Below are 24,939 nucleotides of genomic sequence, written 5' to 3'. Positions count from 1 at the left end.
TTGATGATCCATCGGGCTCGGAGGGGCCGCGCACTTTCTGATTGTCCGGAAGGAATGCTTCATGGCCGTTTTCTCGACGGATGCCGTCTCCGTCATCCGCACCAAGCGGGACCGCGGTGAGCTCAGCGACGAACAGATCGACTGGGTCATCGACGCGTACACCCGCGGGGAGGTCGCCGACTACCAGATGGCCGCGCTGAACATGGCCATCCTCCTCAACGGCATGAACCGCCGCGAGATCTCCCGCTGGACCGCCGCGATGATCGCGAGCGGCGAGCGCATGGACTTCTCGGCGCTGTCCCTCCCGACCGCCGACAAGCACTCCACCGGCGGAGTGGGCGACAAGATCACGCTGCCCCTCGCCCCGCTGGTCGCGGCGTGCGGCGCGGCCGTCCCGCAGCTGTCCGGCCGCGGCCTCGGCCACACCGGCGGCACGCTGGACAAGCTGGAGTCGATCCCGGGCTGGCGCGCGCTCCTGTCGAACGAGGAGATGCTGCACGTCCTCGACACCACGGGTGCGGTGATCTGCGCGGCCGGCGACGGTCTCGCCCCGGCCGACAAGAAGCTGTACGCCCTGCGCGATGTCACCGGCACCGTGGAGGCGATCCCCCTCATCGCCTCGTCGATCATGTCGAAGAAGATCGCGGAGGGCACGGGCTCCCTGGTCCTGGACGTGAAGGTCGGCACCGGCGCCTTCATGAAGACGATCGAGGACGCCCGCGAACTGGCCTCCACGATGGTCGGTCTGGGCACCGACCACGGCGTGAGGACGGTGGCCCTGCTGACGGACATGTCGACGCCGCTGGGCCTGACGGCGGGCAACGCCCTCGAGGTCCGCGAGTCGGTCGAGGTGCTGGCGGGCGGCGGCCCGTCGGACGTCGTGGAACTCACCATCGCCCTGGCTCGCGAGATGCTCGCCGCGGCGGGCGTGAAGGACGCCGACCCGGCGAAGGCGCTGGCCGACGGCTCGGCCATGGACGTCTGGCGCCGCATGATCGCGGCCCAGGGCGGCGACCCGGACGCGGAGCTGCCGGTCGCCAAGGAGCAGCACGTGGTCAAGGCCGCCGCCTCCGGCGTCCTGACCCGCCTCGACGCCTACGACATCGGCATCGCCGCCTGGCGCCTCGGCGCGGGCCGCGCCCGCAAGGAGGACCCGGTCCAGGCGGGCGCGGGCGTCGAGATGCACGCCAAGCCGGGCGACACGGTCACCGAGGGCCAGCCCCTGCTGACCCTCCACACGGACACCCCGGAGCGCTTCGCGTACGCGCTGGAGGCGGTCGACGGCTCCTACGACATCGCCGCCGCGGGCACGGACTTCACGCCGTCGCCGGTGGTGCTGGAGCGAATCGCCTGATGTGAGGTGACAGGAAAAGGGGGCCGGCGCCTTCGGGCGCCGGCCCCCTTTGTGTGCCCGCGGTCAGCCCAGCAGCGCCGCGACCACCACCAGGACCGGCACCGACAGCACGGTCGACACCAGGATCGCGTCCCGCGCCAGGCGCTCGCCCACCCGGTAACTCGACGCATACGTATAGAGGTTCTGCGCCGCGGGCAGCGCCGATGTCACCACCACGTCCAGGAGCTGGTGCCCGCGCAGCCCGAACACCCCCACCGCCAGCGCCCAGGCGGCCGCGGGCTGGCCCACCGACTTCAGCGCGACCGAGAGCAGCACCAGGTGGCGGTCCGGGCCCCGGCCCGGCATCGTGCTGCCGCACAGGGAGATGCCGAACGCCAACAGCACCGCCGGGACGGACATGTTGCCGATCAGCGTCACCGGGTCCATGACCGCCGAGGGGATGCGCAGGCCGGTCGCCGAGACCGCGACCCCCGCCAGCGAACCCACCGCGATCGGGTTGCGCAGCGGAGTCAGCAGCCGTAGCCACAGGGGGTCCTTGCCGTCCCGGCCCGACAGGTCCAGGACGGTCAGCGCGATCGGGGTCACCAGGAGCAGCTGGAACAGCAGCACCGGGGCCACCAGCGAGGCGTCGCCCAGGACGTACACGGCGATCGGGATGCCGAGGTTGCCGGAGTTGACGTAGCTGGAGCACAGCGCCCCGATCGTCGTACGGCCCACGCCCCAGCCGCGTACGACACCCACCGTCACGAAGACGCCCGCCACCGCCGCCGTGCTCAGCGCGGTCACGACCAGGCGGCTGGAGAAGACCATCGACAGGTCGGCCCGCGCGAGGGTGGTGAAGAGCAGGGCCGGGGAGGCGACGTGGAAGGCGAGCTTGGTCAGGACCTCGCGGCCGTTGTCACCCAGGTAGCCGCGGCGTCCGATCAGATACCCGACGGCGATGACCACGGCGATGACGGCGAAGCCGGTCAGCACCCCCTGCACGGAACCTCCTCGTCGGTGAGGAGGGCGTGGGATATCCAGGGCGGTGCTGATCCGTGGGGCATACAGCCAACCCTCTGGGGAAGAGGATGCCCAGGTCAATGTGATCCCGGTCGGTGGACTGCCGCACGGCCCTCACAGCGACGATGAGTTCTGCCCGCCCGCCCGGTCTACAGATCGTGGACGCCATGACACCCGCCGTGCTCGTACTGGCCGGCCCCGTCACCCGGGACGAGGTGGCGGGGCTGTGTGACGACGTGCGGGCACTGCTGGACACGACCGGGGCCGGGGTCGTCGTCTGTGATGTGGCCGGGCTCGGACCGCCGGGGCTCGGGACCGTCGATCTGCTGGCGCGGCTCCAGCTCGCCGCCCGGCGGGCCGGCGGACGGATACGGCTCAGAGACCCCGACCCGGCCCTACACGCCCTCCTCGACCTGGTCGGACTCCGCTTCGAGAGCGTCGAGATGGAGGGGGAGCCCGAACAGCGGGAACCACCTCTTGGTGTCGAGGAAGAAGTGGAACCCGGTGAGCCGGCCCTCTGAGATCTCCAGGACCTGCACCGCCCACGGTGTGTAGCCGCCCGCCTCGGGGTCCGGCTTGTACTGCGCGAACCCCGGCAGACCGTTGACCTGCACCGGCACCAGGCGGGAGCCCTCGCAGGCCGAGCCCAGGGTCGTCATGAAGCCCGTGATGTCGTCATGGCCCGTCAGCCACAGGTCGAACGGCGGCATCGTCATGATGGCGTCCTCGTGCAGCAGGGCCGTCAGCGCCGTCATGTCGTACCCCTCGAACGCCGCCATGTAGCGGTCCAGGAGCTTCTGCTGCTCCTCGTCCAGGGGGTCGGACACCGTCGCGTCCGCGCCGTGCCCTTCCCGCTCGGCGAGGGTCGCGCGGGCCCGCTGGAGGGCGCTGTTGACCGATGCGACCGTGGTGTCGAGCAACTCGGCGACCTCGCTCGCCTTCCAGGCCAGCACCTCGCGCAGGATCAGCACCGCGCGCTGCTTGGGCGGGAGTTGCTGCAGGGCCGCCATGAAGGCGAGCCGCACGGACTCCTTGGCCACGGCCGCCTCCGCCGGGTCCTCGACGGTGGGCAGGATGCGGGCGTCCGGCATCGGCTCCAGCCAGGTGTGGTCCGGGCGGGGGGAGAGGGCGGCCTGGGCGAGCGGCGTGGAGTCGGTGAGGTCCATGGGCCTCGCGCGTTTGTTGCCGGCCGTCAGCATGTCCAGGCAGACGTTGGTCGCGATGCGGTAGAGCCAGGAGCGGAGGCTGGAACGGCCCTCGAACTTCTCGTAGTTGCGCCAGGCGCGGACCATCGTGTCCTGCACCGCGTCCTCCGCCTCGAAGGACGAGCCGAGCATGCGGTAGCAGTACCCGGTCAGCTCGACCCGGTGCTTCTCCAGCCTGACGTCGAGGTCCGCTGTCATCGTGCTGTCCGTCATCGTCCACCCACCCCTGTGGCCGTTCTGTGTCGCGCCTTTGCGCCCACCACGTTCGAAGCTATCGCAGGGCACTGACAATGGCGTGCCGAGTGATCGAACGTGCAGGTGGGACGCTTCTCGCCCCCGCCGCCCCTACCCGTCCCATCCTCCCGGGGCGCTGCCCCCTGACCCCCGCTCCTCAAACGCCGGAGGGGCTGGATTTGCCGACGCCGGTCTCTGTCTTTGTTTTCAGCCCGTCCGGCGTTTGAGGACGAGGCCCCTTCAGGGCCGAAGCGGGGGGCTGGGGGCGCAGCCCCCAGGGATGGGACGGGTAGGGGCGGCGGGGGCGAGAAAAGGCAGTCCCCCTGGCCGACCGACCTCGACCAGGGGGAAGAAAAGGGGGGACGTGCGGCTCAGGCCGCCAGGAGCCGCTGCTGGGCCCGGGCCGCGCGCGTTCCGAGGACGGTGATCGTGACGACGCCGAGCACCGCCAGCAGACCGACCCCGACCGTCCCGGCCCAGCCACCCGCGTGGAAGGCGAGCGCACCGACCGTGCTGCCCACACTGGAGCCGATGTAGTACGCCGACTGGTACAGCGCCGAGGCCTGCGCCCGCCCCTCGGTCGCCGTCTTGCTGACCGCCGAGGACGCGCAGGCGTGCCCCGCGAAGAACCCACCCGTGATCAGCACAAGACCCAGCAGGACCAGCACCAGGGAGTCCGCCAGCGACAGCACCAGACCCGCCGCCGTCGTCGCGCCCGCCGCGTACAGCGCACCCCGCCGCCCGAGGCGCCCCACCAGCCGCCCGGCCGTGGACGCCGACACCGTGCCCACCAGGTACACCAGGAAGATCGAGCCGACGACGCCCTGCGGCAGATCGAACGGTGCCTCCGTCAGCCGGTACCCGATCACCGTGTACACACCGCCGAACACCGTCATGAACAGCGCGCCGATCGCGTACAGCCGGCACATCAGCGGGTCGGACAGGTGATCACGGACCGTCCGCACCAGCACCCGCGGCTTCAGCGACCCGGCGACGAAGTGCTTCGGCGCCGGCAGCAGCAGCCGGAACGCCACCGCGCACCCGACCGCGATCGCGCCGATCACGCCCAGGGCGACCCGCCAGCCCCACTCCTGCGCGACCCAGCCGGTGATGACACGGCCGCTCATCCCGCCGACACTGTTGCCCGCGACGAACAGTCCGATCGCCGTGACCAGCGCCTTCGGCCGGACCTCCTCCGCCAGATAGGCCGTGGCGGAAGCCGGAAGGCCGGCCAGCGCCGCGCCCTGCAACGCCCGCAGCGCCACCAGCACCGGCAGCGAGGGAGCCAGCGGGACCAGGAGACCGACGATCACCGCGACCGCCAGCGAGCCCGTCATGACCGTGCGCCGTCCGTACCGCTCCGACAGCGCGCTCATCGGGAGGACGAACAGGGCCAGTCCGCCCGTCGCCGCCGCCACCGTCCAGCTCGCGTCGCTCGCCGCCACCCCGAAGTCGCCGGAGATCAGCGGCAGAAGGGCCTGCGTGGAGTACAGAAGGGCGAAGGTCGCCACCCCGGCGAGGAAGAGGGCGAAGCTCATCCGGCGGTAGCCGGGGCCGCCCGGGGCCATACGGGAGTCGACGACAGGAACAGCGGATACGGCGCCCATGGTCATGGACGCCTCGGTACTGGCAGGCATGCCTCGAAGTTACGTACACCTCGGTTCATGCGTCCAATGCACGGACTCGCCATAATCGTTCCCATGGTGCATCAACACAGCTCACAGCCTCGGCTGTCACCGTCCAGTGACACACAAGACATGTCGGAGATGTCGATGGTGCTGGCCCCGCGGCTGGCGTACTTCGCCGGCGTGGCCCGCACCGAGCACGTCACCCGGGCCGCCCAGGAGATGAACGTCCCGCAGTCCACGCTCTCCCGCGCGATGGTCCGCCTCGAACAGGACCTGGGCGTCGACCTGTTCGCCCGCATCGGCCGCACCGTCTCCCTCACCCCGGCCGGCCGCGCCTTCCTCGGCCACGTCGAACGCGCCCTCGCCGAGATCGACCGCGCCGCCGAGGAGGTCCGCGCCGACGCCGACCCGGCCACCGGCAAGGTCGCCTTCGGTTTTCTGCACACCATGGGCTCGGAGACGGTCCCCGGCCTGATCCGCGCCTTCCGCGCCGACCACCCCCGCGTCCGCTTCAGCCTCGTCCAGAACTACGGCGAGGCGATGATCGAGCGCCTGCGCGCAGGGGAACTGGACCTGTGTCTGACCTCCCCGGTCCCGGACGCCCCGGACCTGGTCGGCCGCCGTCTCGACGAGCAGAAGCTGCGCCTGGTCGTCCCCGCCGACCACCGCCTCGCCTCCCGCAAGCGGGTACGCCTCGCCGAGGCCGCCGACGAGACCTTCGTGACCCTGGAACCCAACTACGGCATGCGCCGCATCACCGACGACCTGTGCCAGGAGGCCGGTTTCAAGCCGCGGATCGCCTTCGAGGGGGAGGAGGCCGAAACGCTGCGGGGGCTCGTCGCCGCCGGTCTCGGGGTCGCCCTCCTCCCGCCGCCCGCCGTGGCCCGCCCCGGTGTCGTCGAGCTGACGGTCACCGCCCCGCGCGCGGTGCGCGAGATCGGTGTCGCCTGGCTCGACGGCCACCCGGACACGCCACCGGTGGCGGCCTTCAAGAAGTTCCTGCTCGCACAGCGCGGCCGTCTCCTCCCGGACTGACCGGACCGACCGGAGGGGCCACCGTCTTCTTCGCAGCACGCGCGAGCAGCCCGTGCCTGGGCGCCAGGCACCACGTCACCACGAACACCCCGGTCAGGACTACGACGATGGAGCCGCCGGCCGCCAAGTCGTACGCGTACGACACATACAGCCCGGCCAGGCTTCCCGCGCAGCCGATCGCCGACGCGAGCAGCGTCATGGTCCACAGCCGCTCGGACAGCAGCCGGGCGGTCGCGGCGGGCGTGATGAGCAGGGCGAGGACGAGGACGTTGCCGACGGCCTCCAGCGACATCACGATCGTGGAGGTCACGACCACGTACAGCGTCAGATCGAGCCGGAACACCGGAAGCCCGGCCGCCCGTGCCGTCTCCCGGTCCAGGCTGACCGCCACCAGTTCCTTGCGCAGGGCGAGCACGACGGCCACCAGCACCGCCCCGATCCCGGCGACCGTCCAGACGTCCTGCGGCGACACCGCCAGCACCTGCCCGAACAGGAACGAGGACAGGTCGGTCGTCCAGCTGTCCCGCGTCGACACCAGCACGATCCCGAGGCCGAACGCGAAGGCGAAGAAGACGCCGATGACGGTGTCCTCCTTCAGCCGCCGGTTCTGCGACACGTACGCGATGAGCACCGAGGTGACGATCCCGGCCGCCGCGCCGCCGAGGAGGAGATTCCCCCCGAAGGTGTAGGCCAGCGCCACCCCGGGGAACGCCGAGTGGGCCACCGCGTCCCCGATGAACGCCATGCCGCGCAGCACGACGTACACCCCGACCACCCCGCACACCAGCCCCACCACGGCGGCGACGGCGAACGCCCGCTGCATGAAGGGCAGTTCCCAGGGGTCGAGCAGGAAGTCGATCACGTCATCGTCTCCGTGGGCATGGCCCGGTCGAGCCCGAAGGCCCGCAGCATCCGGTCCGGTTCGGTCAGCAGCTCGGGCCCGCCCTCGGCGACGACCGTCCGGTTGATCAGCACCACGCGGTCGCAGGTGCGGGCGGCGCCCGCCAGGTCGTGGGTGGTCATCAGCAGGGCCCGGCCGTCGGCGGCGAGCTGCCGGAAGAGCTGATTGAGGAGCCCCTGGGTGGGGACGTCCACGCCGGTGAACGGTTCGTCGAGCAGCAGGAGCCGGGGTTCCGCCGCCAACGCCCTGGCCACGAGGACGCGTTGGCGCTGCCCGCCGGACAGCTCACCGATGGGGCGGCGGGCCAGCCCGGTGAGCCCGGTGAGCTCCAGGGCACGTTCCGCGGCCTCCCGGTCGGCCTGCCGGGGCCGCCGAAGCCACCCGATCGTCCTCGTGCGCCCGGTCAGCACGGCCCCCGCGACGTCGATCGGGAAGTCCCAGGCGAACTCGTGCCGTTGGGGCACGTACCCGGGCCGGGACGTCACCGACACGGCCCCCGAGACGAGCGGCACGAGCCCGAGCGCCGCCCGCAGCAGCGTCGTCTTCCCCGCCCCGTTGGGCCCGATCAGCCCGACCAGCTCACCCGCCGCCACGGTGAGCGAGGCGTCCTCCAGCGCGAGCCGCCCCCCGAGCACGACGGACGCGGCCTCGACCCGCAGCACCCCGTTCACGCGCCCCGCCGCCGACGCCGTACGCCCCACACCGCACCCCCGCCGGCGAGCGCGAGACCGGCGGCCGCGGTGGCGAGGAGGGTGGGATCGCCGGCGCCGGTTCTGGCCATGGAGCCGGATGCAGTGCCCTGATCAGCACCAGCCTTGGCCGAGTCCGAGGCGGAAGGGGACGGCGAGGACGACGACCCGGCAGCGGAGGAACCGCCCCCGGGGTTCGCGGCGTCCGCCTTCCCGTCCCCGACCACGAACGCCACGGTCTCCGTGTCGCTCGCGGCCGTCCCGTCGGCGAGTTTCCCGCTCATCCTGAAGGTCAGCCGGTAGGTGCCCTCCTTTGTGAACGCCCATCCGCCGTGCGCATGCGTGTTCGCGGGGACCTCGAAGGAGTCCGGGACGCCGTCCTTGCTGTTGAACAGCACGTCGGCGCCGGACATCGCGTCGTACGTGTAGAGCGCGTACGCGCCCGGTCCCGCGACGTCGGTCAGCGTGAACGTCACGCCGCCCTTCATCGCCCCGGCCGCGACATGGTCCGTCGACCAGCCGGGCCACAGCAGCCCTTCCTGCTGCACCTGGTCGAGCAGCCAGACATCGGTTCCGGGCCTGCCCAGGAAGGCGAAGGCGTCGTTGTCGGGCAGGGTGTTCCTCGCGGCCGCTCCCACGCGCAGGACCAGGGAGGACGGGTCGCGCCAGGTGGTCCTCCCGGAGACCGTGCCGTCCTTGACGTGGATCTGGAGCCTGTCGTCGAGTATGCGGGCGGCGAAGTCGATGTGGCCCTCGTCGAGGACCTTCCGGGTCGAGACGACCTCGGACGTGGTGGCGGCCGTGCGCGGCATCTCCACCGGAGCGGCGAGCGCGCGCGCCTGGGCCGCAGGTGTGGGGATGGCGGTCGGCTCCACCGGTTGCTCCTCACCCCCGACCACCACCGTGTACACGGTCCCCACGGACAGCTTCCGCCCGTCCGCCGCCGCCGTACCCGCCGCCTCGAAGATGAGCCGGTAGGTCCCCTCCTCGCTGAACTCCCAGTGCCCGTAGGCCTGTTCACCCACCGGCACCTCGACCCGGTCCGGCACGTCGTCCGCGCTGTCGAAGAGCACGGAGTCGTCCCCGTACACCCTGACGTCACCCGGCCCGTCCACCCCGGTCAGCGCCCAGGTCACGGTGTCCCCGGCAAGGGCGCCCGACGGCACCCCCGTCGTGTCCCACCCCGGCGCGGCCGCGTCCGCCTCGACGACATGGGCGCTGTCCGCGGGATCGAGCGTCAACTCCCCGTCGGCGTAGGTGATCCTCCCGATCCCGCTCGACGGCTCGTCCGCGACGGCGACCCCGCCCCCCGCGAGTGCGGCCGCCAGTACCACGGCGACCGCGACCCGTTCACTGCCCCTCATCCGGCTTTCCCTCCAAGGCACTTGGCGAGCTCCGTCGCGTTGTGCCGCATCATCGATACGTAGTCGTGGACCTTGTCGTCGAACGAGTCGCCGTAGATCGTGCAGACGTCGACCCCCTCGTCCTGGGCGACCCGTTCCAGCACGTTCGCCCGCGCGGCGAGGTTCGGTTCCACGAACACGGCCGGGACCCGCTTCTCGCGGATGGTGTCGCCGAGCCTCTCCACCTCGGCCGCGCTGGGCTCCTGGTTGGGCACCGGCACGACGAAACCGGCGACCTCCATGCCGTACGCCTTGGCGAGATAGCCGAAGGCGTCATGGGTGGTGATCAGCTTGCGGTTCCGTTCGGGGATGGTCGCGAGCGTCCGCCCGACCTCCTCGTCCAGCGCTCCGAGCCGCTTCAGACAGGCCGAGGCGTTCTTCGCGTAGGTCTTCGCGCCGGCGGGGTCCGCCTTCGTCAACTCGGCCTGGATCCGCCGCACATACGCCTCGGCGTTGGAGACGTCCTCCCAGGCGTGCGGGTCCAGGTCGCCGTGCACGTGCTTGCCGAGCACGGCCTGCGGCAGCACCCACAGCGGGTCGCCTGCCTCCCCGAGGAACGAGTACGCGCTCTCCCCGGGCACAGACTCCCGCGCCCGGTCGGGCACGTTCAGCACGACCTCGTCCGGTGCGAACCTCCTGCGCTCGCCGCTCTTCTCGTCGTCGGCGCGGACGTACACCTTCCCGGTCCCGGCGTTGAGCGCCAGGTCGGCGTGTCCTCCGTCGAGGACCGTGGCGCCCTCGGGGGCGTCGGTGCCGACGGCGAAGGTGAAGGTGCCGCTGCCGAATTCCTCGGTCCTCCCGTCGAGCGTCTCGGTCCGCCCCTCGACCGTCAGCCGGTACGTCCCCGGCTCGCTGAACGCCCAGTTGACGTGCGTGTGCGCCTCGGGCGGCAGGGTGAAGGAGTCCGCGTCGTCTAAACCGTCACGGGAGTCGACATACACCTTGGGGCGCCCGAGTGTGTCGGTCAGGTAGACCCGCAGATCCCCAGGCCCCTCCAACCCGGTGGCGGTGGTGCGGACTTGGGAGCCGTCCCCGGCGACCTCGCCCTCCACCGCCCAGCCGAGCCACAGGACGTCGAGCCCGAGGTCCTCCTCCAGCTTCATCACCGTGCCGCCGTACCGCTCCAGCTCCTCGGCGATCTCGATCTTCGGCGTGGACTTCCGGGCGTTGCTGTGGACCATCTTCATGATCCCGGGCTCCTCCAGCAGCAGCCCGTTGCCGAACACGAGGTCGGCGCGCGCGACCTTCGCCGCGTCCCCCGGGCTCGGCTCGTAGGAGTGCGGGTCGCCGTGGTGCGGCACGATCGACGTCACGTCGACCCGGTCACCGCCGACCTGCCGGACCAGGTCGGCGATGATCGCGGTGGTCGTGGAGACCTTCAACTCGGCGTCGGACGCGCCGGATTCACCCTGGCCGCACCCGGTGATCAGCACACAGGCGGCGGTGAGCAGCACGGCCGCGACACGCGTGGGACGGCCCCTCACAGGGTTCCCTCCTCCCGGTCGGTCGTACGGCGTCGTCGTACGAGGAACACCGCGCCGCCACCCATCAGCAGGGCGGCCACCGCGATCCCCGCGACCGTCGACACCTGGGCACCCGTGGAGGCCAACGAGCCGGACGCCCCCTCGACGCTCACCGCCGCCCCGGAGGCCGCCGCACCCGGGGACCCGGAAGCGGCAGCCGATGCCGACGCCGACGCGGAAGCGGTGGCCGTGGGTGTCGCCGAGCCCGTCCCGCTCGCGCTGGCCGTCGGTGTCGTCGTGGGCGTGGCCGTCGGTTCGTCGCCCGTCCCCGGTGTCACCGTCGACGGATCGGTGTCGTCCCCGACCACCCAGACGAGGGTCTCCGTGTCATCGACCCGGGTGCCGTCGGCGAGTGTGGCGCTGACGGTGAACGTGGTGCGGTAGACGCCCTCGGCGGAGAAGGCCCAGTCGAAGTGGGCGTGGGTGCCTCCGGCGAGGGTGTGGGTGTCGGGCAGTCCGTCGCCGCTGTTGAGCGGGACGACCGGGGTGCCCGTCGAGTCGCTGTAGAACATCGCGACGTTCCCGGGACCCTGGACGGAGTCCAGCCGGAAGGAGACCTTGCCGTCGAGGTCGGTCCGGGGGAACTCCCCGGTATTCCAGCCGGGCCACACGATCCCGGCGTTCTGCTGCAACGGAAGCCACCACACCGCGTCGCCCGGGGTGCCGAGGAAGTCGTATCCCGCGGGGATCTTCCGCTTGGCGGCGGGCCGTACGTGCAGGACGACCCCGCCCGGCTCGTGCCACGTGTGGTCGAGTTCGGAGCCCTCCTTGAGCTGGAACTCCAATGCGCCCTCCACCTTCCGGGCGGCCATGTCGACGTGCCCCTCGGAGATGACGTGCGTCGTGGCGGTGGGGGTCGCGGTGGGGCTAGCGGACGGTGTCGGTGTGGTCCCGTCGCCGGGCGGCACGGTGGAGGGATCGACGTCGTCGCCCACCACCACGGTCAGCGTCTCGGTGTCGGTGGCGCCGCCCGCCTTCACGGTGAAGGTGAGCCGGTAGACACCTTCCGCGGTGAACTGCCAGACGGGCAACAGCCGTTGCGTGTCCCCGGCCAGGGTGAAGGACCGCGGTACGCCCTCCGCGCTGCCGAGATGGGCGATGGCAGGGCCGTTCACACTGTCGATCTCACGCGTGTAGGTGGCCAGGCCGAAGACCCCGGGCCCCTCGAACCCGGACAGCGTGATCTCGGTGTCCCCGCCCGCCTCGGTGCCCTTCCAGCCCGGCTCGGCCGCGAAGATGTTCGCCGCCTCCCAGCCGCCCAGCTGCCAGGAGTCCATGTTCGTGGTCCCCAGCGCCGTGGCCACCGGGTCCGGCGTGAACTGGAGGGCGGACGGGACGACGTGCAGGACGACCTCGGACGGTTCGCGTACGACCGTGGAGCCGGCTCCGCGGTCGTCGATCTGCAACCGCAGCCCGCCGTCCACCTGCCGGGGCGTGAAGTCGAGCTCGCCCTCGTCCAGCACGACGGCACCGCCGGCGGCGCGGGCGTTCCCGCTGCCGCCGGCGACGACCAGCCCTGCCGCGCACAGGAGCACCGCGGCCGTCGTGGTGAGAGCGGCGGCCGTGAAGGCGCGCCCGCCGCGCGTCAGGGCTTCCCTCATGAGCTGACGACGACGGTGTAGGTCCCGGTGGCGGTCTTGGCGACCCCGCCGACGGTGCCGGAGACCCGGAACGTCAGCTGGTAGGTGCCGGCCTCCTCGAAGGCCCAGTTGGCGTGGTTGTGGGTGGCGACGGCGAAGGTTCTGGACTTGAAGCCGCTGGTGGCGGTGTCACTGTCGAACCAGCGGCTGCCGCTGCCCGCGTAGACGCTGAAGTCCTCGGTCGCGGCACCGTTGCGGGTGGCGCTGACAAGGGTGAACGTGACGTTGTTGTTGGCGAAGACCCCCGTGGTGAGGTGCTCGGTGGAGACGCCGGGGAAGAGCACTCCGGCGGCGGTCGCCTCGGCCTCGGTGTCCGGCAGCAGCCAGACCTGGCTGCCCGAACCGAGGAAGGCGTAGCCCGGGTTGGTGACCTTCGCGGCGGCCGGGACGGCCAGCGTCAGGTCCGCGGGGTCGTACTCGGTGTCGTTCTCCTCGTCATGGGCGTGCAGGCTCAGCGTGGAGCCGTCCCAGTCGGCGTCGAGGACGTCGACATGGCCGGACGACAGCGTCGTCGCGGCGAACGCCGAGGAGTTGAGACCGGCGGTGGCGAGCGTGGCGGCGGCGAGGCCGGCGACGGTCAGCAGACGGTTGCGGGTACGCAAAAGAGGACCCCCCTTAGGTCATGGACATGCCCCCATGGGCACGTAAAGACGATAATCATTTTCAGTAAAGGGTTGCAAGGGGGTCATGAGAGGGACGTGGGGACGCGGTGAAGCGCGTGACGGTGCCGGTCACCGCCGGGCGGTGCTGACGGCTACCGCCGCAGCGACCGCCCGAAGCCCGCCGCCAGCGGCATCCGCAGTCCCAGCGGCGGCGGAGCGGCCAGGGCGTCCTCGACCGGGCGGGAGAACGCGCGGCCGAACAGCGAGCCCATGACGAAGTCCTCGGCCAGCGCGTGGACTTCGTCGCGGTGCTGACGCAACGCGTGGCCGTCCGAGTGGACTTCGAACCGGCAGACGTCCCGGTTCGCCTTCTTCGCCCGCGCCGCGAGCCGGAACGACAGCTCCGGGTCCGTGCGCGCGTCGTTCGTGCCGTGCACCATCAGCACCCGTCGGCCCGCGAGCTGCTTCACCGGTTCGGGGGGCGCCGCCACGTCCTCCTCGGGCAGCCAAGGGGCGATGGCCAGCACGGAGTTGACGGCCTCGTGGCCGCCCGCGTGCAGCGCGGCCCGGGCGCCCATGTCGACACCGGCCAGGCACACGGCGACGTCGCCGTAACGCCGTACGACCTCTTCCGTGGCCCAGTCGGCGTCCCGGGCGAGATGTGCCTCCGCGCCGTTCCAGCCGCGGTAGCGGTAGTGGACGACATGGGTGACCAGGCCGTCCTCCCGGCCCGCACGCGCCAGCCGGCGGCCGAGGGTGCGGACGGACGCGTTCGCCATCATGGAGGACGGTCTGCGGCCGGAGCTCTCCTCGCCGCCGGGGAGCAGCAGCACCACCCCGCTCACCGCCGTCGGTTCCGGACCGAGCGCCCGTCCCAGCCGGGCCGTGCGAACCGGCGTCGCTTGCTGTGCCATGACAGAACAGTGTCAGAAGCGTTGGTGTACTCCACCCGTCGGGGCGGTCACCGTTACGTATCGACGGAGTTGTACAGCGAGCGATCTACGCGCGTAGGAGTTAGAGTGCGGAAATGACGAGCCAGACTGACCGGACGGGAACCACCCCGAGCTCGGACCAGATCCGCCGGGCACCCAAGGTTCTGCTGCACGACCACCTCGACGGCGGGCTGCGCCCCGGCACCGTCGTCGAGCTCGCCCGGGCCACCGGGTACGCCCAACTCCCCGAGAACGACGCCGACAAGCTCGGCATCTGGTTCCGTGAGGCCGCCGACTCCGGTTCGCTGGAACGGTACTTGGAGACCTTCTCCCACACCGTCGGTGTGATGCAGACCCGCGAGGCCCTGGTCCGGGTCGCCGCCGAGTGCGCCGAGGATCTCGCCGCCGACGGGGTCGTCTACGCCGAGGTGCGGTACGCCCCCGAGCAGCACCTCGAGGGCGGGCTCAGCCTCGAAGAGGTCGTCGAAGCCGTCAACGAGGGCTTCCGGGAAGGGGAGCGGATCGCCCGCGAGAACGGCCGGCGCATCCGCGTCGGCGCCCTGCTCACCGCGATGCGGCACGCCGCCCGTGCCCTGGAGATCGCCGAACTCGCCAACCGCTACCGCGATCTGGGCGTGGTGGGCTTCGACATCGCGGGCGCCGAGGCCGGCTACCCGCCCACCCGGCACCTCGACGCGTTCGAGTACCTCAAGCGCGAGAACAACCACTTCACCATCCACGCCGGCGAAGCCTTCGGGCTCCCCTCCATCTGGCAGGCCCTGCAGTGGTGCGGCGCCGACCGGCTCGGCCACGGCGTGCGCATCATCGACGACATCCAGGTCCACCAGGACGGCTCGGTCAAGCTCGGCCGGCTCGCCTCCTACGTCCGGGACAAGCGCATCCCGCTGGAGCTGTGCCCGAGCTCCAACCTCCAGACCGGGGCCGCCGACTCCTATGCCGAGCACCCGATCGGGCTGCTGCGCCGGCTGCACTTCCGGGCCACCGTGAACACCGACAACCGGCTGATGTCCGGGACGAGCATGAGCCGGGAATTCGAGCACCTGGTCGGAGCATTCGGTTACACGCTCGACGACATGCAGTGGTTCTCTGTCAATGCGATGAAATCAGCGTTCATTCCTTTCGATGAACGACTGGCCATGATCAATGACGTCATCAAGCCCGGTTATGCCGAGCTGAAGTCCGAATGGCTGTTCCAGCAGACCGCCTCCACCAGCGGTTCTGTGGCCGAAGAGGGCTGATCGGGAATCTCGCGGGAATCGAAATGCGGACGGGTATTCACCATCCGTCCGCATTTCGATGTTTGCGGTGGATGCCGATGCGTGTTTACGGTCGTGGACCGCTCACATCACCGTCATCCCATTCGAGGACGCACTTTCATGAAGCAGTCTGCTGCCAAGACCCTCGGTGTCGCCGCCCTCGGTGCCGCCTTCGCCGCCGTCGGCGCGGGTGCCGCGAACGCCGCCCCGGCCGTTCCGGACGCCTCCCAGGCGCTGGACACCGTCACCAAGACGCTCCCGGCGGAGAACGTCGCCAAGGCGCTGCCCGGAGCAGGTGAGGCGCTGTCGCAGGCGCAGCCGGCGGTCGCCGCGGGTCTGGCCGCCGTGACGCCCGCCGCCCAGGGCGCGCTCGCCGACGGCCCGACCAAGCCGGTCGCCGGTCTGCTCGGCGGTCTGCCGATCGGCCAGACCGGGCTGCCCACCCAGGGTCTGCCGCTGAACGGGATCCCGCTCGGCTGAACCCGCCGAACGTCCCGATGGGGCGCACCCCTGGTACGGGGTGCGCCCCATCGGCGTACGGGCGAAAGGCGGTTACCAGGCCGCTTGCGTCTTGTTCACCTTGCCCTCGGAGGGGAACAGGATCCACAGGGCGATGTAGAGCAGGAACTGCGGGCCGGGCAGCAGGCACGAGAGCAGGAAGATCACCCGCATCGTGGTGGCGGAGGTGCCGAAGCGCCGTGCCAGCGCGGCACACACTCCGCCGATCATGCGGCCGTTGGTGGGGCGGGCAAGGCGGGACATTGCGGCTCCTTCGCGAGCGTCGTCGGGCTGCCTTTCCGGCTGCCTCGTCTGACGTCAACGCTACGGAGACGAAGGGGGCAAAGCGTCGCTCTACGGTGCGATGCCGACCCTGGGAATTGTCGGGGTGCGACCCTGAGAGGGCTCCTCCGCGAGGACGGCCGTCCGCTGGGGGGACCGGGACCGGCGACGGAACCAGGCGCGGCCCGCGGGGATGAACGCGGCGTGCGCGAGGGCGACGCCCACGGTGTTCAGGAGGACCGAGTCGATGTCGACTACCTGACCGGGGACGCCGGTCTGGAGCAGTTCGATGCCGAGGGAGATCAGGGCGCCCGCGGCGACCGTACGGATCAGGGACGCCAGCGGGGAGACGTAGAGCCTGCCGTGCGCCAGCGGGAACAGCACCCCCAGCGGGGCCAGCAGCGCGACCGCCTCACCGATCCGCCGGGCGGCCTGCGGCCAGCCGAGGGCCAGGTCGGCCCGGATGCCGGCGAACGGGGTGAGATTCGGTGGCGTCATCCACGGGACGTCCAGCGGTCGCAGGGTGAGCCAGGCCACGAACGCGAGATGCGCGACGAGGAGGAACCCCCCCGCCGCCCGCATGCGGATCACGGCGCTGCTGCCGATCGAGCCTTGACGCTGCACGACCCCCTAGACGCGGGGTGCGGCGGGATCGGTTCCGGGCGTACGGGTGAGGCGTCCGACACACCCGTGCATCAGCCGTCCGTGACCTCCGTCGACGGCGGTTTCGCGCTGTTCGGTTCGGCGCGGACCTCGTCGGTGCACTCGTAGCGGCGCGGGGCGGCGCCGTCCGGGCCGCCGAGGATGACCGACCCGTCGCCCTCGGCTGCGGCCGAGTCGGAGAACGTGCAGACGATCTGGGCGAGGGAGGACTTGGCGAGGGCACCCGGCGGGAAGCTCAGCCGGAGGGTGTCCTCGGGGTCCTCGGGGCGCGGCCCGGTCACCGTCATGCCGTCGCGCACGGTCGTGCGGTACCCGGCATCCGCCTCGCCGGCCGACGGCGCCGCGGCGAGCTGGTTGAGCAGCTCCTGCGCCACCAGCACCCGCCGCCGGGAGTCCGCCGTGCTGTCCTCGACGCTCACGGTCCGGTCGACGGCCACCAGCGACGAACCGCACAGCAGGAACACCTGCACCGCCAGCCCGCGCGAGGACTGCGCGGAGACGTCCGGCTCCGAGACGGAGCAGTGCACCCGTGAGGGCGCGGGGCCGAAGTCCGTCGGGACCTCGGTGGCCCGGATACCGCACCCGGTGGCCAGTGCCGCCAGCACGGGCAGCGCCAGCAGCCGTCGTACGGTCACGGTGCGCATGGCCCGCCGTCCCCGCCCTCGCGTCGCGCTCATGAGTTCTTCTCCCCCTCGCACTCCTGCGCCAGCTCCGACGCGTCCCTGGGCAGCCGCAGTGTGAAGACCGCGCCGCCCTCGGGGGAGTTCGCGGCGGTGATCTCGCCGCCGTGGATGTGGGCGCTCTCCAGGGCGATGGAGAGGCCGAGTCCGCTGCCCTCGGAGCGGGGGCGCGACGCGCTCGCCTTGTAGAACCGGTCGAAGACGTGCGGCAGGACGTCCTCGGGGATGCCGGGCCCGTGGTCCCGTACCTCGATGACGACCGAATCGTCCGCCGCACGCACCGCCACCCGCACCGGCGAACCGCCGTGCTTGAGCGCGTTGCCGACCAGGTTCGCCATGATCACGTCCAGGCGGCGCGGGTCGAGCCGGGCGTGGATGCCGCGTTCGGCGTCCAGGTCCACCGCGTCCAGCCAGGCCCGCACGTCGATGCAGGCGGTGATCTGGTCGGCGACGTCGACATCGTCCAGGACGAGACGGGCGGTGCCCGCGTCGAAGCGGGTGACCTCCATCAGGTTCTCGACGAGGTCGTTGAGGCGCCGTGTCTCGCTGACCACCAGCCGTACCGCCGGCTCGATCATCGGGTCCATCGAACCCGACTCCGCCTCCAGCTCCTCCTCCAGGATCTCCGTCACGGCGGTGATCGCGGTGAGCGGCGTGCGCAGTTCATGGCTCATGTCGGCGACGAACCGCCGGGACGCCTCGTCCCGCGCGGCCATGTCGTCGACCCGTTTCTCCAGGGCCTCGGCCGCGTCGTTGAACGTCCGTGACAGATCCGCGAGTTCATCGGTGCCGGACACCCTCAGCCGGGTGTCCAGCTTGCCCTCGCCGAGCCGGCGGGCGGCGACACCGAGCCGGTGCACCGGCTTCAGTACGGTCGTGGCGGCGGCCTGCGCGAGCAGCGCCGAGCCGATCAGCGCGAGACCGGTGGCGATACCCAGCGACCAGGCAAGGGAGTTGAGGTCCTTGGCCTCCGGCTCCAGCGACTTGAGCATGTAGCCGGTGGTGCCGCCGTTGATGACCTTGGTGCCGGCCACGAGATACGGGGTGCCGTCGTCGACGATCCGCTGCCAGTACAGGTGGTACGCGTACTTGTTGGAGGAGTCGACCTCCTGCGTCTCGTTCACCGCGGCCCGCAGCGACTCGGGGACGTCCTGGACCGAGAAGCCGTTCAGGGCGCCGGAGTTGGCGTACAGCGCCTCGCCGTCGGAGCCCTTCGCGACGAGCAGCACGCTGAAGCGCTGGCTGCTGTTGGCCATGTTCTGCGCGGTGCGCTGGAGTTCGTACCGCTCGGGGAGCTCGGGCAGCAGACCCGCGTGGTTCTGCATCTCCTGCTGGAAGTCGCGCAGCACCGCGTCCTGGGTGCGGGTGAGCACCGCCTCGCGGTTGAGCCAGTAGGCGATCCCGGACGCGGACACCGCGGCGGTGAGCGCCACGAGCCCGAAGACCACCACGAGCCGCAGCCGCAGACTGGTGAAGCGCAGTCGTGTCAGATGTCCCTTGCGAGCCGCGGCCCAGCCGCGGATCCCCCCTTGCGCTTGGGTCACTGAGGCGTGTCCAGCCGGTAGCCGACGCCACGGACCGTGCGGATCAGCGTCGGGGACGACGGAACGTCCTCGACCTTGGCGCGCAGCCGCTGGACACAGGCGTCCACCAGGCGCGAGTCACCGAGGTAGTCGTGCTCCCAGACCAGCCGCAGCAACTGCTGCCGCGACAGGGCCTGGCCGGGCCGCCGGCTCAGCTCCAGGAGCAGCCTGAGCTCGGTGGGCGTGAGCTGGAGATCCTCGCCGTTCTTCGTGACGGTCATCGCCGCGCGGTCGATGACCAGGGAGCCGAAGCTCGCCGCGTCGGTCGACTCGCGTTCCCCGCGCCGCAGCACGGCCCGGATCCGGGCGTCCAGCACCCGCCCCTGGATCGGCTTGACCACATAGTCGTCGGCGCCGGACTCCAGTCCGACGACGATGTCGATGTCGTCGTTGCGCGCGGTCAGCAGAATGATCGGCAGCTGGTCCGTGCGCCGGATACGCCGGCACACCTCGAACCCGTCGATGCCGGGCAGCATGACATCCAGCACGATCAGGTCCGGCCGCTGCTCACGCAGCAGCTTCAGGCCGTCCTCGCCGGTGGCAGCGGTGGCAACCCGGTGACCCTGGCGCGTGAGGCTCAGCTCCAGGGCCGTACGGATGGCGTCGTCGTCCTCGATCAGCAACAGGGAAGGCACGGGGCTCATTCTGGCCCATGGCGGGGTGCGGTTTCGACACCTGTACAGGTACGTACGCGTAGCGCTGCTCTCTGTGACCCTGCTGTGTCTTCCCTGAGGCGTGCCCCTGTGACAGGTCTGTGACAGTCGGCGGACACGGTCATGAAGGTGCGAGGGCAAGCTTCTCGGCACAGGCAAGGAAGCACAGCCTGGGCGAGCAGAACACCGGAAGTCCACGACGGGGGGCGCGAGATGAACACGCTGCACAGCAACAGCACCAGCGCAGTGATCACGCGTCTGCACGACGTGAACGGGGGCCGGGGTTCCGAGAAGTCCGGCGCCGTGAGCGGGCGGGGGTGCGCTCGCGGCGCTGGGCGTCAGCACACCGCGTACATGACGGTGGTTGACGGTTTCACGGGGGAAGCACACGGGGGAAGCGCGTACAGGGAGGGCTCGGGGGAGCGTCGTTCGCTGTCGGAGGCGGAGTTCACCGCCTACGTCCAGGAGCGCCGTGCCTCCCTGTACGCAACCGCCTACCACCTGACCGGTGACCGCTTCGAGGCCGAGGACCTGCTCCAGAGCGCGCTGTTCTCGACGTACCGGGCATGGGACCGGATCAGCGACAAGGCGGCCGTCGGGGGATACCTCCGCCGGACGATGACGAATCTGCACATCAGCGCGTGGCGCCGCCGCAAGCTGAACGAGTACCCGACCGAGGAACTGCCGGAGACGCCCGGCGACACGGACGCGATGCGCGGCACCGAACTGCGCGCGGTCCTGTGGCAGGCGCTGGCCCGGCTGCCCGAACTCCAGCGGACGATGCTGGTCCTTCGTTACTACGAGGGCCGCACCGACCCGGAGATCGCGGACATCCTCGACATCAGTGTCGGCACGGTGAAGTCCAGCATCTGGCGGTCGCTCCGCCGGCTGCGCGAGGACGAGGTCCTCAGCTTCGGCCGTGACGAGGAAGACGCCTTCGGGGAGCTTGTCGCCTGAGGGTTGGGGGGAGCACCACCACGGGGGAGCACCGCGGGGGAGCGGTAGCGCGGTGGTGCGGGTAACACGGGGGAGTGGTACCGGGGGGTTCCACGGGGGAAGCACCAAAAAGCGGGACTGGAGGGCCGGGGGGCCCGTCCGGTTCCGCTTTTGGTGTGTGGTCAGCGGTGGACTCGCACGAGCTCCGTCCCGGCCGCGCCGTCCCCGACGGCGATGGCCTCCGCCGGATCGACGCCGCGCACGACGTACGCGCCCGTCCTGCTCCCGGGACTGCCGTTGTCCACGCCGTCGCCGGTGTCGTCGCAGGCCTCGACCGTGGCGGTGCCCAGCCGCTCGCCGACGGTGAAGCCGCTCTCCCCGGTGGGCAGATAGCCGCGGCCGTCATAGGTCACCAGGCCCGAGCAGGAGGCCGCGGCCTCGCCGTCCGCGCATCCGGTGGCGGCCAGCAGCACCGCGGCCGCCACGACCAGGGTTCCACGTGTGATCGTCATGGTCCTACGACGCGGAAGGCGCCGAGGACGTTCAGCCCGCCGGTGTCGAAGCCGCCGGACGGCGTCCCGCCGCGGCCGCGGCCAGTCGGCCCAGCGCCTCGTCCTTGTCGCAGGCGTGGGCGCCGAGCGCGGTCTGCCGGGAGATGATCGTGCGTTCCTGCCGCATCAGCCGCCAGCCGCGGCGCAGCAGGAACGGCACCGACTTGCGGCCCTCCTTGAGGTCCCGCAGGAACCGGCGCCGGAACGTCTGCACGGGACCGCGGCTCAGGCACAGGGCGTCGGCCAGCACGCCCAGCTCCTGGCAGCGCGTGACGATCTCCGCGGCGAAGATGCCCTCCGCGATGAACAGCGGGGTCCGGCCGATGTCGACGGTCTCCGCGCCGGTGCGGGCGCTCAGCGAGATGTCGTACTGGGGGACGTCCGTACGGCCCGTGCCGCACAGCTCGACGATCGCCGCGACGGCCACGTCCGCGTCCCAGGACTCCGGGTGGTCCCAGTCGATGTCGGAGCTCCCCGCCACCAGCGGCAGAGTCGGGTCGTCGCCCTCCTTGTAGAAGTCGTCGAGCCGGAGAACCGGAAGACCGGAACGGGCCGCGAGAAGGGACTTGCCGGAGCCGGAGGGGCCGCAGAGCAGCACGACTCGCGTCGGTATGGACGAAGGGGAGCTCACGGGACACCAGTGTGCGGCATTCACCTGCTGTTCATCGACCCCGCGGACCGGCTTTGCAGTGCGCGTCACACGGGGACCACCGTCGGTGCGGCCCCGGTCACCCTGGGCGAGTCGCCGGTTCGCATGCGGAGTCTGCGGGTCGGCGGTGGAGTGTGCGCCGAACCTCAACTACCCTTCGTGTCGACCCGATTACCTTGCGCAAGATGAAGGTGGTAGCAGCAATGGCCCGACACGCGTCCTCCTCCACCCCCACCGCCCAGCGTGCGCTGGCCGCCCTCGCGACCGCGGGCGTGGCCCTGGGCGCAGGCGCGGCGACGGCCTCCGCGGACACCGACCCGGTCGTCGACGTGATGCGCACCCGCCCCACCTCGCTGGGCAACATCGACCCGCAGGCCGGCCTCCAGGGCCTGACCAGCACGGTCGGCTATGTCACCGGCCCGGTCAGCGGCCTCAAGCCCAACCCGCTCGCCGGCACCGGCGTCGACCCCCTCGACAACGGCCTGGGCACCCAGCTCGCCGACTTCCAGCCCCTGGCCACCCAGGCGCTCACCGGCCCGGTGGCACAGGCCCAGTCCATCGGCAGCATCCCGGTGGTCGGCCAGGTCGCGGGACTCCTCAACAACGGCTGACGGTACGCAGAGAGCCGCGTCTTCCCAGGACGGTGGGAAGGCGCGGCTCTCCGGTCTGTGGCGGCCGTCAGTAGGACGAGCCGGACGCGCCCAGCGAGCCCGTCGGGTGCCAGACCGTCTTCGTCTCCAGGAACGCCGTCATCCGGTCGATCCCCGGACCCGCCGAATAATCCACAGCCTGTGGACGAAGAACCCGCTTCAGGTTGTCCGCGGCCGCGATCTCCAGCTCCTTCGCCAGTACGTCGTCGGCGCCCGCCAGATCGATCGCGTTGACGTCCTGGTGCGCGGCCAGCGGCGCCGCGATCTCCGCCGTGCGGCCGGACAGGACGTTGACGACACCGCCGGGCAGGTCGGAGGTGGCCAGCACCTCGCCCAGGGACAGGGCGGGCAGCGGGGACTTCTCGGACGCGATCACGATCGCCGTGTTGCCGGTCGCGATCACCGGGGCGACGACCGAGACCAGGCCCAGGAAGGACGACTCCTGCGGGGCCAGGACCGCGACCACGCCGGTCGGCTCCGGGGTGGACAGGTTGAAGAACGGACCCGCCACCGGGTTGCCGCCACCGACCACCTGGGCGATCTTGTCGGTCCAGCCCGCGTACCAGACCCAGCGGTCGATCGTCGCGTCGACGACAGCGGCCGCCTTCGCCTTCGACAGCCCCTCGGCGTCGGCCACTTCGCGCACGAACTGCTCGCGGCGGCCCTCCAGCATCTCCGCGACGCGGTAGAGGATCTGCCCCCGGTTGTACGCCGTCGCGCCCGACCAGCCGCCGAACGCCTTGCGCGCGGCGACCACCGCGTCACGGGCGTCCTTACGGGACGAAAGCGGCGCGTTCGCCAGCCAGTTGCCCTTCGCGTCGCTCACCTCGTACACCCGGCCGCTCTCGGAACGCGGGAACTTCCCGCCGACGTACAGCTTGTAGGTCTTGAAGACCGACAGCCGATCAAAACGGTCCGTCTTCTCGTTCTTCTCAGACATCGAGGTACGCCTCCAGGCCGTGGCGACCGCCCTCGCGGCCGAAGCCCGACTCCTTGTAACCGCCGAACGGCGAGGTCGGGTCGAACTTGTTGAACGTGTTGGACCAGATCACGCCCGCGCGCAGCTTGCCCGCGACGGCGAGGATCCGCGAACCCTTCTCCGTCCAGATGCCCGCCGACAGGCCGTACTGGCTGTTGTTGGCCTTGGCGACGGCCTCGTCCGGCGTACGGAAGCTCAGGACCGAGAGGACCGGGCCGAAGATCTCGTCGCGGGCGATGGTGTGCGCCTGGGTGACGTTCGTGAAGAGCGTCGGGGCGAACCAGTAGCCGGAGGACGGGAGTTCGCAGGCCGGGGACCAGCGCTCGGCGCCCTCCGCCTCGCCCGCCTCGACGAGCGCGGTGATCCGGGAGAGCTGCTCCTCGGAGTTGATCGCGCCGATGTCGGTGTTCTTGTCCAGCGGATCGCCGAGCCGGAGGGTGGAGAGCCTGCGCTTCAGCGAGTCCAGCAGCTCGTCCTGGATCGACTCCTGGACCAGCAGCCGGGAGCCCGCGCAGCAGACCTGGCCCTGGTTGAAGAAGATGCCGGTGACGATGCCCTCGACGGCCTGGTCGATCGGGGCGTCGTCGAAGACGATGTTGGCGCCCTTGCCGCCCAGTTCGAGGGTGACCTTCTTGTCCGTGCCCGCCACCTGGCGCGCGATCGCCTTGCCGACCGCGGTGGAGCCGGTGAAGGCCACCTTGTTCACATCGGGGTGCTCGACGAGGGCCGCGCCCGCGTCGCCGTACCCGGGAAGGATGTTGACGACGCCCTTCGGCAGGCCCGCCTGGCGGCAGATGTCCGCGAAGAAGAGAGCGCTCAACGGCGTGGTCTCGGCCGGCTTCAGGACGACCGTGTTGCCGGTCGCGAGCGCCGGGGCGATCTTCCACGCCAGCATCAGCAGCGGGAAGTTCCACGGGATGACCTGACCGGCGACACCCAGCGGACGCGGATCGGCACCGAAGCCCGCGTGGTCGAGCTTGTCGGCCCAGCCCGCGTAGTAGAAGAAGTGCGCGGCGACCAGGGGGAGGTCGGCGTCGCGGGTCTCCTTGATGGGCTTACCGTTGTCCAGGGTCTCCAGGACGGCCAGCTCGCGGCTGCGCTCCTGGATGATCCGGGCGATGCGGAACAGGTACTTGGCGCGCTCGGCGCCGGGCAGCGCCGACCACTTCCCGAAGGCCTTGCGGGCGGCCCGCACCGCGCGGTCGACGTCCGCCTCGCCCGCCTGGGCGATCTCGGAGAGGACCTCCTCGGTGGCGGGGGAGACGGTCTTGAAGACCTTGCCGTCCGCCGCCTCCACGAACTCACCGTCGATGAACAGCCCGTAGGAGGGCGCGATGTCGACGACCGAGCGGGACTCGGGTGCCGGTGCGTACTCGAATGCAGATGCCAT

General features: G+C 71.1%; 25 protein-coding genes and 1 pseudogene. 7 read left to right on the top strand and 19 right to left on the bottom strand.

Annotation, left to right across the window (positions count from 1 at the left end):
- Nucleotides 1–61: 61 nt before the first annotated feature.
- On the top strand, nucleotides 62–1,354 hold the full coding sequence (locus ACIOHP_RS01720; protein ID WP_401882348.1) for a thymidine phosphorylase: 1,293 nt from the start codon (nucleotides 62–64) through the stop codon (nucleotides 1,352–1,354).
- A 63-nt stretch (nucleotides 1,355–1,417) separates the two neighbouring features.
- Here the strand turns inward: ACIOHP_RS01720 and ACIOHP_RS01715 are convergent, their stop codons facing one another.
- Nucleotides 1,418–2,338, bottom strand: a complete 921-nt coding sequence (locus tag ACIOHP_RS01715; RefSeq protein WP_401882345.1) for an AEC family transporter — start codon at nucleotides 2,336–2,338, stop codon at nucleotides 1,418–1,420.
- Nucleotides 2,339–2,481: 143 nt separating this feature from the next.
- Between ACIOHP_RS01715 and ACIOHP_RS01710 the strand changes: the two are divergent.
- Nucleotides 2,482–2,721: pseudogene (locus ACIOHP_RS01710) on the top strand (hypothetical protein); the annotation flags it as partial.
- Nucleotides 2,722–2,751: 30 nt separating this feature from the next.
- On the opposite strand, the gene ACIOHP_RS01705 reads toward ACIOHP_RS01710, so the two are convergent.
- Nucleotides 2,752–3,774, bottom strand: coding sequence for a sigma-70 family RNA polymerase sigma factor (locus ACIOHP_RS01705; RefSeq protein ID WP_384172424.1), 1,023 nt, complete (start codon nucleotides 3,772–3,774; stop codon nucleotides 2,752–2,754).
- Nucleotides 3,775–4,166: 392 nt separating this feature from the next.
- Nucleotides 4,167–5,432 (bottom strand): MFS transporter, encoded by a 1,266-nt coding sequence (locus ACIOHP_RS01700; RefSeq protein WP_401882341.1) that lies wholly within the window; start codon nucleotides 5,430–5,432, stop codon nucleotides 4,167–4,169.
- Between the two features lie 63 nt (nucleotides 5,433–5,495).
- On the opposite strand from ACIOHP_RS01700, the gene ACIOHP_RS01695 reads away from it, so the two are divergent.
- The gene (locus ACIOHP_RS01695; protein ID WP_361480514.1) at nucleotides 5,496–6,458 is read left to right on the top strand and encodes a LysR family transcriptional regulator; all 963 of its coding nucleotides are present in this window, start codon (nucleotides 5,496–5,498) and stop codon (nucleotides 6,456–6,458) included.
- Here the strand turns inward: ACIOHP_RS01695 and ACIOHP_RS01690 are convergent.
- The 7 genes from ACIOHP_RS01690 to ACIOHP_RS01660 form a co-directional block, all read right to left on the bottom strand.
- A complete protein-coding gene (locus tag ACIOHP_RS01690) occupies nucleotides 6,412–7,320 on the bottom strand; it encodes an anchored repeat-type ABC transporter permease subunit (RefSeq protein WP_401882338.1) in 909 nt (302 codons plus the stop codon). The two genes, ACIOHP_RS01695 and ACIOHP_RS01690, sit on opposite strands and share 47 nt — an antisense overlap.
- A complete protein-coding gene (locus ACIOHP_RS01685) occupies nucleotides 7,317–8,060 on the bottom strand; it encodes an anchored repeat-type ABC transporter ATP-binding subunit (RefSeq protein ID WP_401882335.1) in 744 nt (247 codons plus the stop codon). The genes ACIOHP_RS01690 and ACIOHP_RS01685 overlap by 4 nt, the downstream gene beginning before the upstream one ends.
- Entirely contained in the window at nucleotides 8,027–9,412 is a 1,386-nt protein-coding gene (locus tag ACIOHP_RS01680) for a choice-of-anchor M domain-containing protein (RefSeq protein ID WP_401882332.1), read from the bottom strand. The genes ACIOHP_RS01685 and ACIOHP_RS01680 overlap by 34 nt, the downstream gene beginning before the upstream one ends.
- Nucleotides 9,409–10,935, bottom strand: a complete 1,527-nt coding sequence (locus tag ACIOHP_RS01675; protein WP_401882329.1) for an anchored repeat ABC transporter, substrate-binding protein — start codon at nucleotides 10,933–10,935, stop codon at nucleotides 9,409–9,411. The genes ACIOHP_RS01680 and ACIOHP_RS01675 overlap by 4 nt, the downstream gene beginning before the upstream one ends.
- Entirely contained in the window at nucleotides 10,932–12,575 is a 1,644-nt protein-coding gene (locus ACIOHP_RS01670; RefSeq protein WP_401882326.1) for a choice-of-anchor M domain-containing protein, read from the bottom strand. Before ACIOHP_RS01670 ends, ACIOHP_RS01675 begins: the two co-directional genes overlap by 4 nt.
- Complete coding sequence (locus tag ACIOHP_RS01665) at nucleotides 12,572–13,216, bottom strand: choice-of-anchor M domain-containing protein (protein WP_401882323.1); 645 nt, start codon at nucleotides 13,214–13,216, stop codon at nucleotides 12,572–12,574. Before ACIOHP_RS01665 ends, ACIOHP_RS01670 begins: the two co-directional genes overlap by 4 nt.
- Nucleotides 13,217–13,368: 152 nt before the next feature.
- On the bottom strand, nucleotides 13,369–14,130 hold the full coding sequence (locus ACIOHP_RS01660) for an alpha/beta hydrolase (RefSeq protein WP_401882321.1): 762 nt from the start codon (nucleotides 14,128–14,130) through the stop codon (nucleotides 13,369–13,371).
- Between the two features lie 113 nt (nucleotides 14,131–14,243).
- On the opposite strand from ACIOHP_RS01660, the gene ACIOHP_RS01655 reads away from it, so the two are divergent.
- Together ACIOHP_RS01655 and ACIOHP_RS01650 are read left to right on the top strand one after the other, a co-directional pair.
- Nucleotides 14,244–15,407 carry an adenosine deaminase gene (locus ACIOHP_RS01655; protein WP_361548416.1) on the top strand — a complete coding sequence of 388 codons (1,164 nt, stop codon included), beginning with the start codon at nucleotides 14,244–14,246 and terminating at the stop codon, nucleotides 15,405–15,407.
- A 138-nt stretch (nucleotides 15,408–15,545) separates the two neighbouring features.
- The gene (locus tag ACIOHP_RS01650; protein ID WP_361480490.1) at nucleotides 15,546–15,905 is read left to right on the top strand and encodes an ATP-binding protein; all 360 of its coding nucleotides are present in this window, start codon (nucleotides 15,546–15,548) and stop codon (nucleotides 15,903–15,905) included.
- A 72-nt stretch (nucleotides 15,906–15,977) separates the two neighbouring features.
- Here ACIOHP_RS01650 and ACIOHP_RS01645 read toward each other — a convergent pair whose 3' ends face one another.
- From ACIOHP_RS01645 to afsQ1, 5 genes are all read right to left on the bottom strand, one after another.
- A complete protein-coding gene (locus ACIOHP_RS01645; RefSeq protein WP_361548419.1) occupies nucleotides 15,978–16,187 on the bottom strand; it encodes a PspC domain-containing protein in 210 nt (69 codons plus the stop codon).
- Between the two features lie 90 nt (nucleotides 16,188–16,277).
- Entirely contained in the window at nucleotides 16,278–16,829 is a 552-nt protein-coding gene (locus ACIOHP_RS01640) for a VanZ family protein (protein WP_361548422.1), read from the bottom strand.
- A 71-nt stretch (nucleotides 16,830–16,900) separates the two neighbouring features.
- The gene (locus ACIOHP_RS01635; RefSeq protein WP_401882316.1) at nucleotides 16,901–17,545 is read right to left on the bottom strand and encodes a hypothetical protein; all 645 of its coding nucleotides are present in this window, start codon (nucleotides 17,543–17,545) and stop codon (nucleotides 16,901–16,903) included.
- Nucleotides 17,542–19,092 carry an ATP-binding protein gene (locus ACIOHP_RS01630; RefSeq protein ID WP_401882313.1) on the bottom strand — a complete coding sequence of 517 codons (1,551 nt, stop codon included), beginning with the start codon at nucleotides 19,090–19,092 and terminating at the stop codon, nucleotides 17,542–17,544. The genes ACIOHP_RS01635 and ACIOHP_RS01630 overlap by 4 nt, the downstream gene beginning before the upstream one ends.
- Entirely contained in the window at nucleotides 19,089–19,766 is a 678-nt protein-coding gene (gene afsQ1 / locus ACIOHP_RS01625; protein ID WP_037718821.1) for a two-component system response regulator AfsQ1, read from the bottom strand. The genes ACIOHP_RS01630 and afsQ1 overlap by 4 nt, the downstream gene beginning before the upstream one ends.
- A gap of 231 nt (nucleotides 19,767–19,997) precedes the next feature.
- Here afsQ1 and ACIOHP_RS01620 point away from each other — a divergent pair, with 231 nt between their 5' ends.
- On the top strand, nucleotides 19,998–20,741 hold the full coding sequence (locus tag ACIOHP_RS01620; protein ID WP_361548432.1) for a SigE family RNA polymerase sigma factor: 744 nt from the start codon (nucleotides 19,998–20,000) through the stop codon (nucleotides 20,739–20,741).
- A 161-nt stretch (nucleotides 20,742–20,902) separates the two neighbouring features.
- Here ACIOHP_RS01620 and ACIOHP_RS01615 read toward each other — a convergent pair whose 3' ends face one another.
- Nucleotides 20,903–21,232, bottom strand: a complete 330-nt coding sequence (locus ACIOHP_RS01615) for a DUF6281 family protein (protein WP_401882309.1) — start codon at nucleotides 21,230–21,232, stop codon at nucleotides 20,903–20,905.
- A gap of 31 nt (nucleotides 21,233–21,263) precedes the next feature.
- Complete coding sequence (locus ACIOHP_RS01610) at nucleotides 21,264–21,971, bottom strand: uridine kinase (protein WP_401882306.1); 708 nt, start codon at nucleotides 21,969–21,971, stop codon at nucleotides 21,264–21,266.
- Nucleotides 21,972–22,123: 152 nt separating this feature from the next.
- On the opposite strand from ACIOHP_RS01610, the gene ACIOHP_RS01605 reads away from it, so the two are divergent.
- Entirely contained in the window at nucleotides 22,124–22,531 is a 408-nt protein-coding gene (locus ACIOHP_RS01605) for a hypothetical protein (protein ID WP_351680017.1), read from the top strand.
- 67 nt (nucleotides 22,532–22,598) lie between these two features.
- Here the strand turns inward: ACIOHP_RS01605 and ACIOHP_RS01600 are convergent, their stop codons facing one another.
- Nucleotides 22,599–23,510 (bottom strand): aldehyde dehydrogenase family protein, encoded by a 912-nt coding sequence (locus tag ACIOHP_RS01600; protein WP_361548438.1) that lies wholly within the window; start codon nucleotides 23,508–23,510, stop codon nucleotides 22,599–22,601.
- Nucleotides 23,503–24,939 carry an aldehyde dehydrogenase family protein gene (locus ACIOHP_RS01595; RefSeq protein ID WP_361548441.1) on the bottom strand — a complete coding sequence of 479 codons (1,437 nt, stop codon included), beginning with the start codon at nucleotides 24,937–24,939 and terminating at the stop codon, nucleotides 23,503–23,505. The genes ACIOHP_RS01600 and ACIOHP_RS01595 overlap by 8 nt, the downstream gene beginning before the upstream one ends.

This window comes from Streptomyces sp. NPDC087859, assembly GCF_044742595.1.
GTDB lineage: Bacteria > Actinomycetota > Actinomycetes > Streptomycetales > Streptomycetaceae > Streptomyces > Streptomyces canus_F.
This window is presented reverse-complemented; position numbering and strand designations above follow the sequence as displayed.

What these genes read in the sequence shown, in the direction of transcription:
- ACIOHP_RS01635 (WP_401882316.1), bottom strand. Translation starts at nt 17,545, where the DNA reads ATGAGCGCGACGCGAGGGCGGGGACGGCGGGCCATGCGCACCGTGACC.
- ACIOHP_RS01680 (WP_401882332.1), bottom strand. Translation starts at nt 9,412, where the DNA reads ATGAGGGGCAGTGAACGGGTCGCGGTCGCCGTGGTACTGGCGGCCGCA.
- ACIOHP_RS01695 (WP_361480514.1), top strand. Translation starts at nt 5,496, where the DNA reads ATGGTGCATCAACACAGCTCACAGCCTCGGCTGTCACCGTCCAGTGAC.
- ACIOHP_RS01595 (WP_361548441.1), bottom strand. Translation starts at nt 24,939, where the DNA reads ATGGCATCTGCATTCGAGTACGCACCGGCACCCGAGTCCCGCTCGGTC.
- ACIOHP_RS01605 (WP_351680017.1), top strand. Translation starts at nt 22,124, where the DNA reads ATGGCCCGACACGCGTCCTCCTCCACCCCCACCGCCCAGCGTGCGCTG.
- ACIOHP_RS01670 (WP_401882326.1), bottom strand. Translation starts at nt 12,575, where the DNA reads ATGAGGGAAGCCCTGACGCGCGGCGGGCGCGCCTTCACGGCCGCCGCT.
- ACIOHP_RS01660 (WP_401882321.1), bottom strand. Translation starts at nt 14,130, where the DNA reads ATGGCACAGCAAGCGACGCCGGTTCGCACGGCCCGGCTGGGACGGGCG.
- ACIOHP_RS01645 (WP_361548419.1), bottom strand. Translation starts at nt 16,187, where the DNA reads ATGTCCCGCCTTGCCCGCCCCACCAACGGCCGCATGATCGGCGGAGTG.
- ACIOHP_RS01705 (WP_384172424.1), bottom strand. Translation starts at nt 3,774, where the DNA reads ATGACGGACAGCACGATGACAGCGGACCTCGACGTCAGGCTGGAGAAG.
- ACIOHP_RS01655 (WP_361548416.1), top strand. Translation starts at nt 14,244, where the DNA reads ATGACGAGCCAGACTGACCGGACGGGAACCACCCCGAGCTCGGACCAG.
- ACIOHP_RS01615 (WP_401882309.1), bottom strand. Translation starts at nt 21,232, where the DNA reads ATGACGATCACACGTGGAACCCTGGTCGTGGCGGCCGCGGTGCTGCTG.
- ACIOHP_RS01620 (WP_361548432.1), top strand. Translation starts at nt 19,998, where the DNA reads ATGAACACGCTGCACAGCAACAGCACCAGCGCAGTGATCACGCGTCTG.
- ACIOHP_RS01650 (WP_361480490.1), top strand. Translation starts at nt 15,546, where the DNA reads ATGAAGCAGTCTGCTGCCAAGACCCTCGGTGTCGCCGCCCTCGGTGCC.
- ACIOHP_RS01720 (WP_401882348.1), top strand. Translation starts at nt 62, where the DNA reads ATGGCCGTTTTCTCGACGGATGCCGTCTCCGTCATCCGCACCAAGCGG.
- ACIOHP_RS01700 (WP_401882341.1), bottom strand. Translation starts at nt 5,432, where the DNA reads ATGCCTGCCAGTACCGAGGCGTCCATGACCATGGGCGCCGTATCCGCT.
- ACIOHP_RS01600 (WP_361548438.1), bottom strand. Translation starts at nt 23,510, where the DNA reads ATGTCTGAGAAGAACGAGAAGACGGACCGTTTTGATCGGCTGTCGGTC.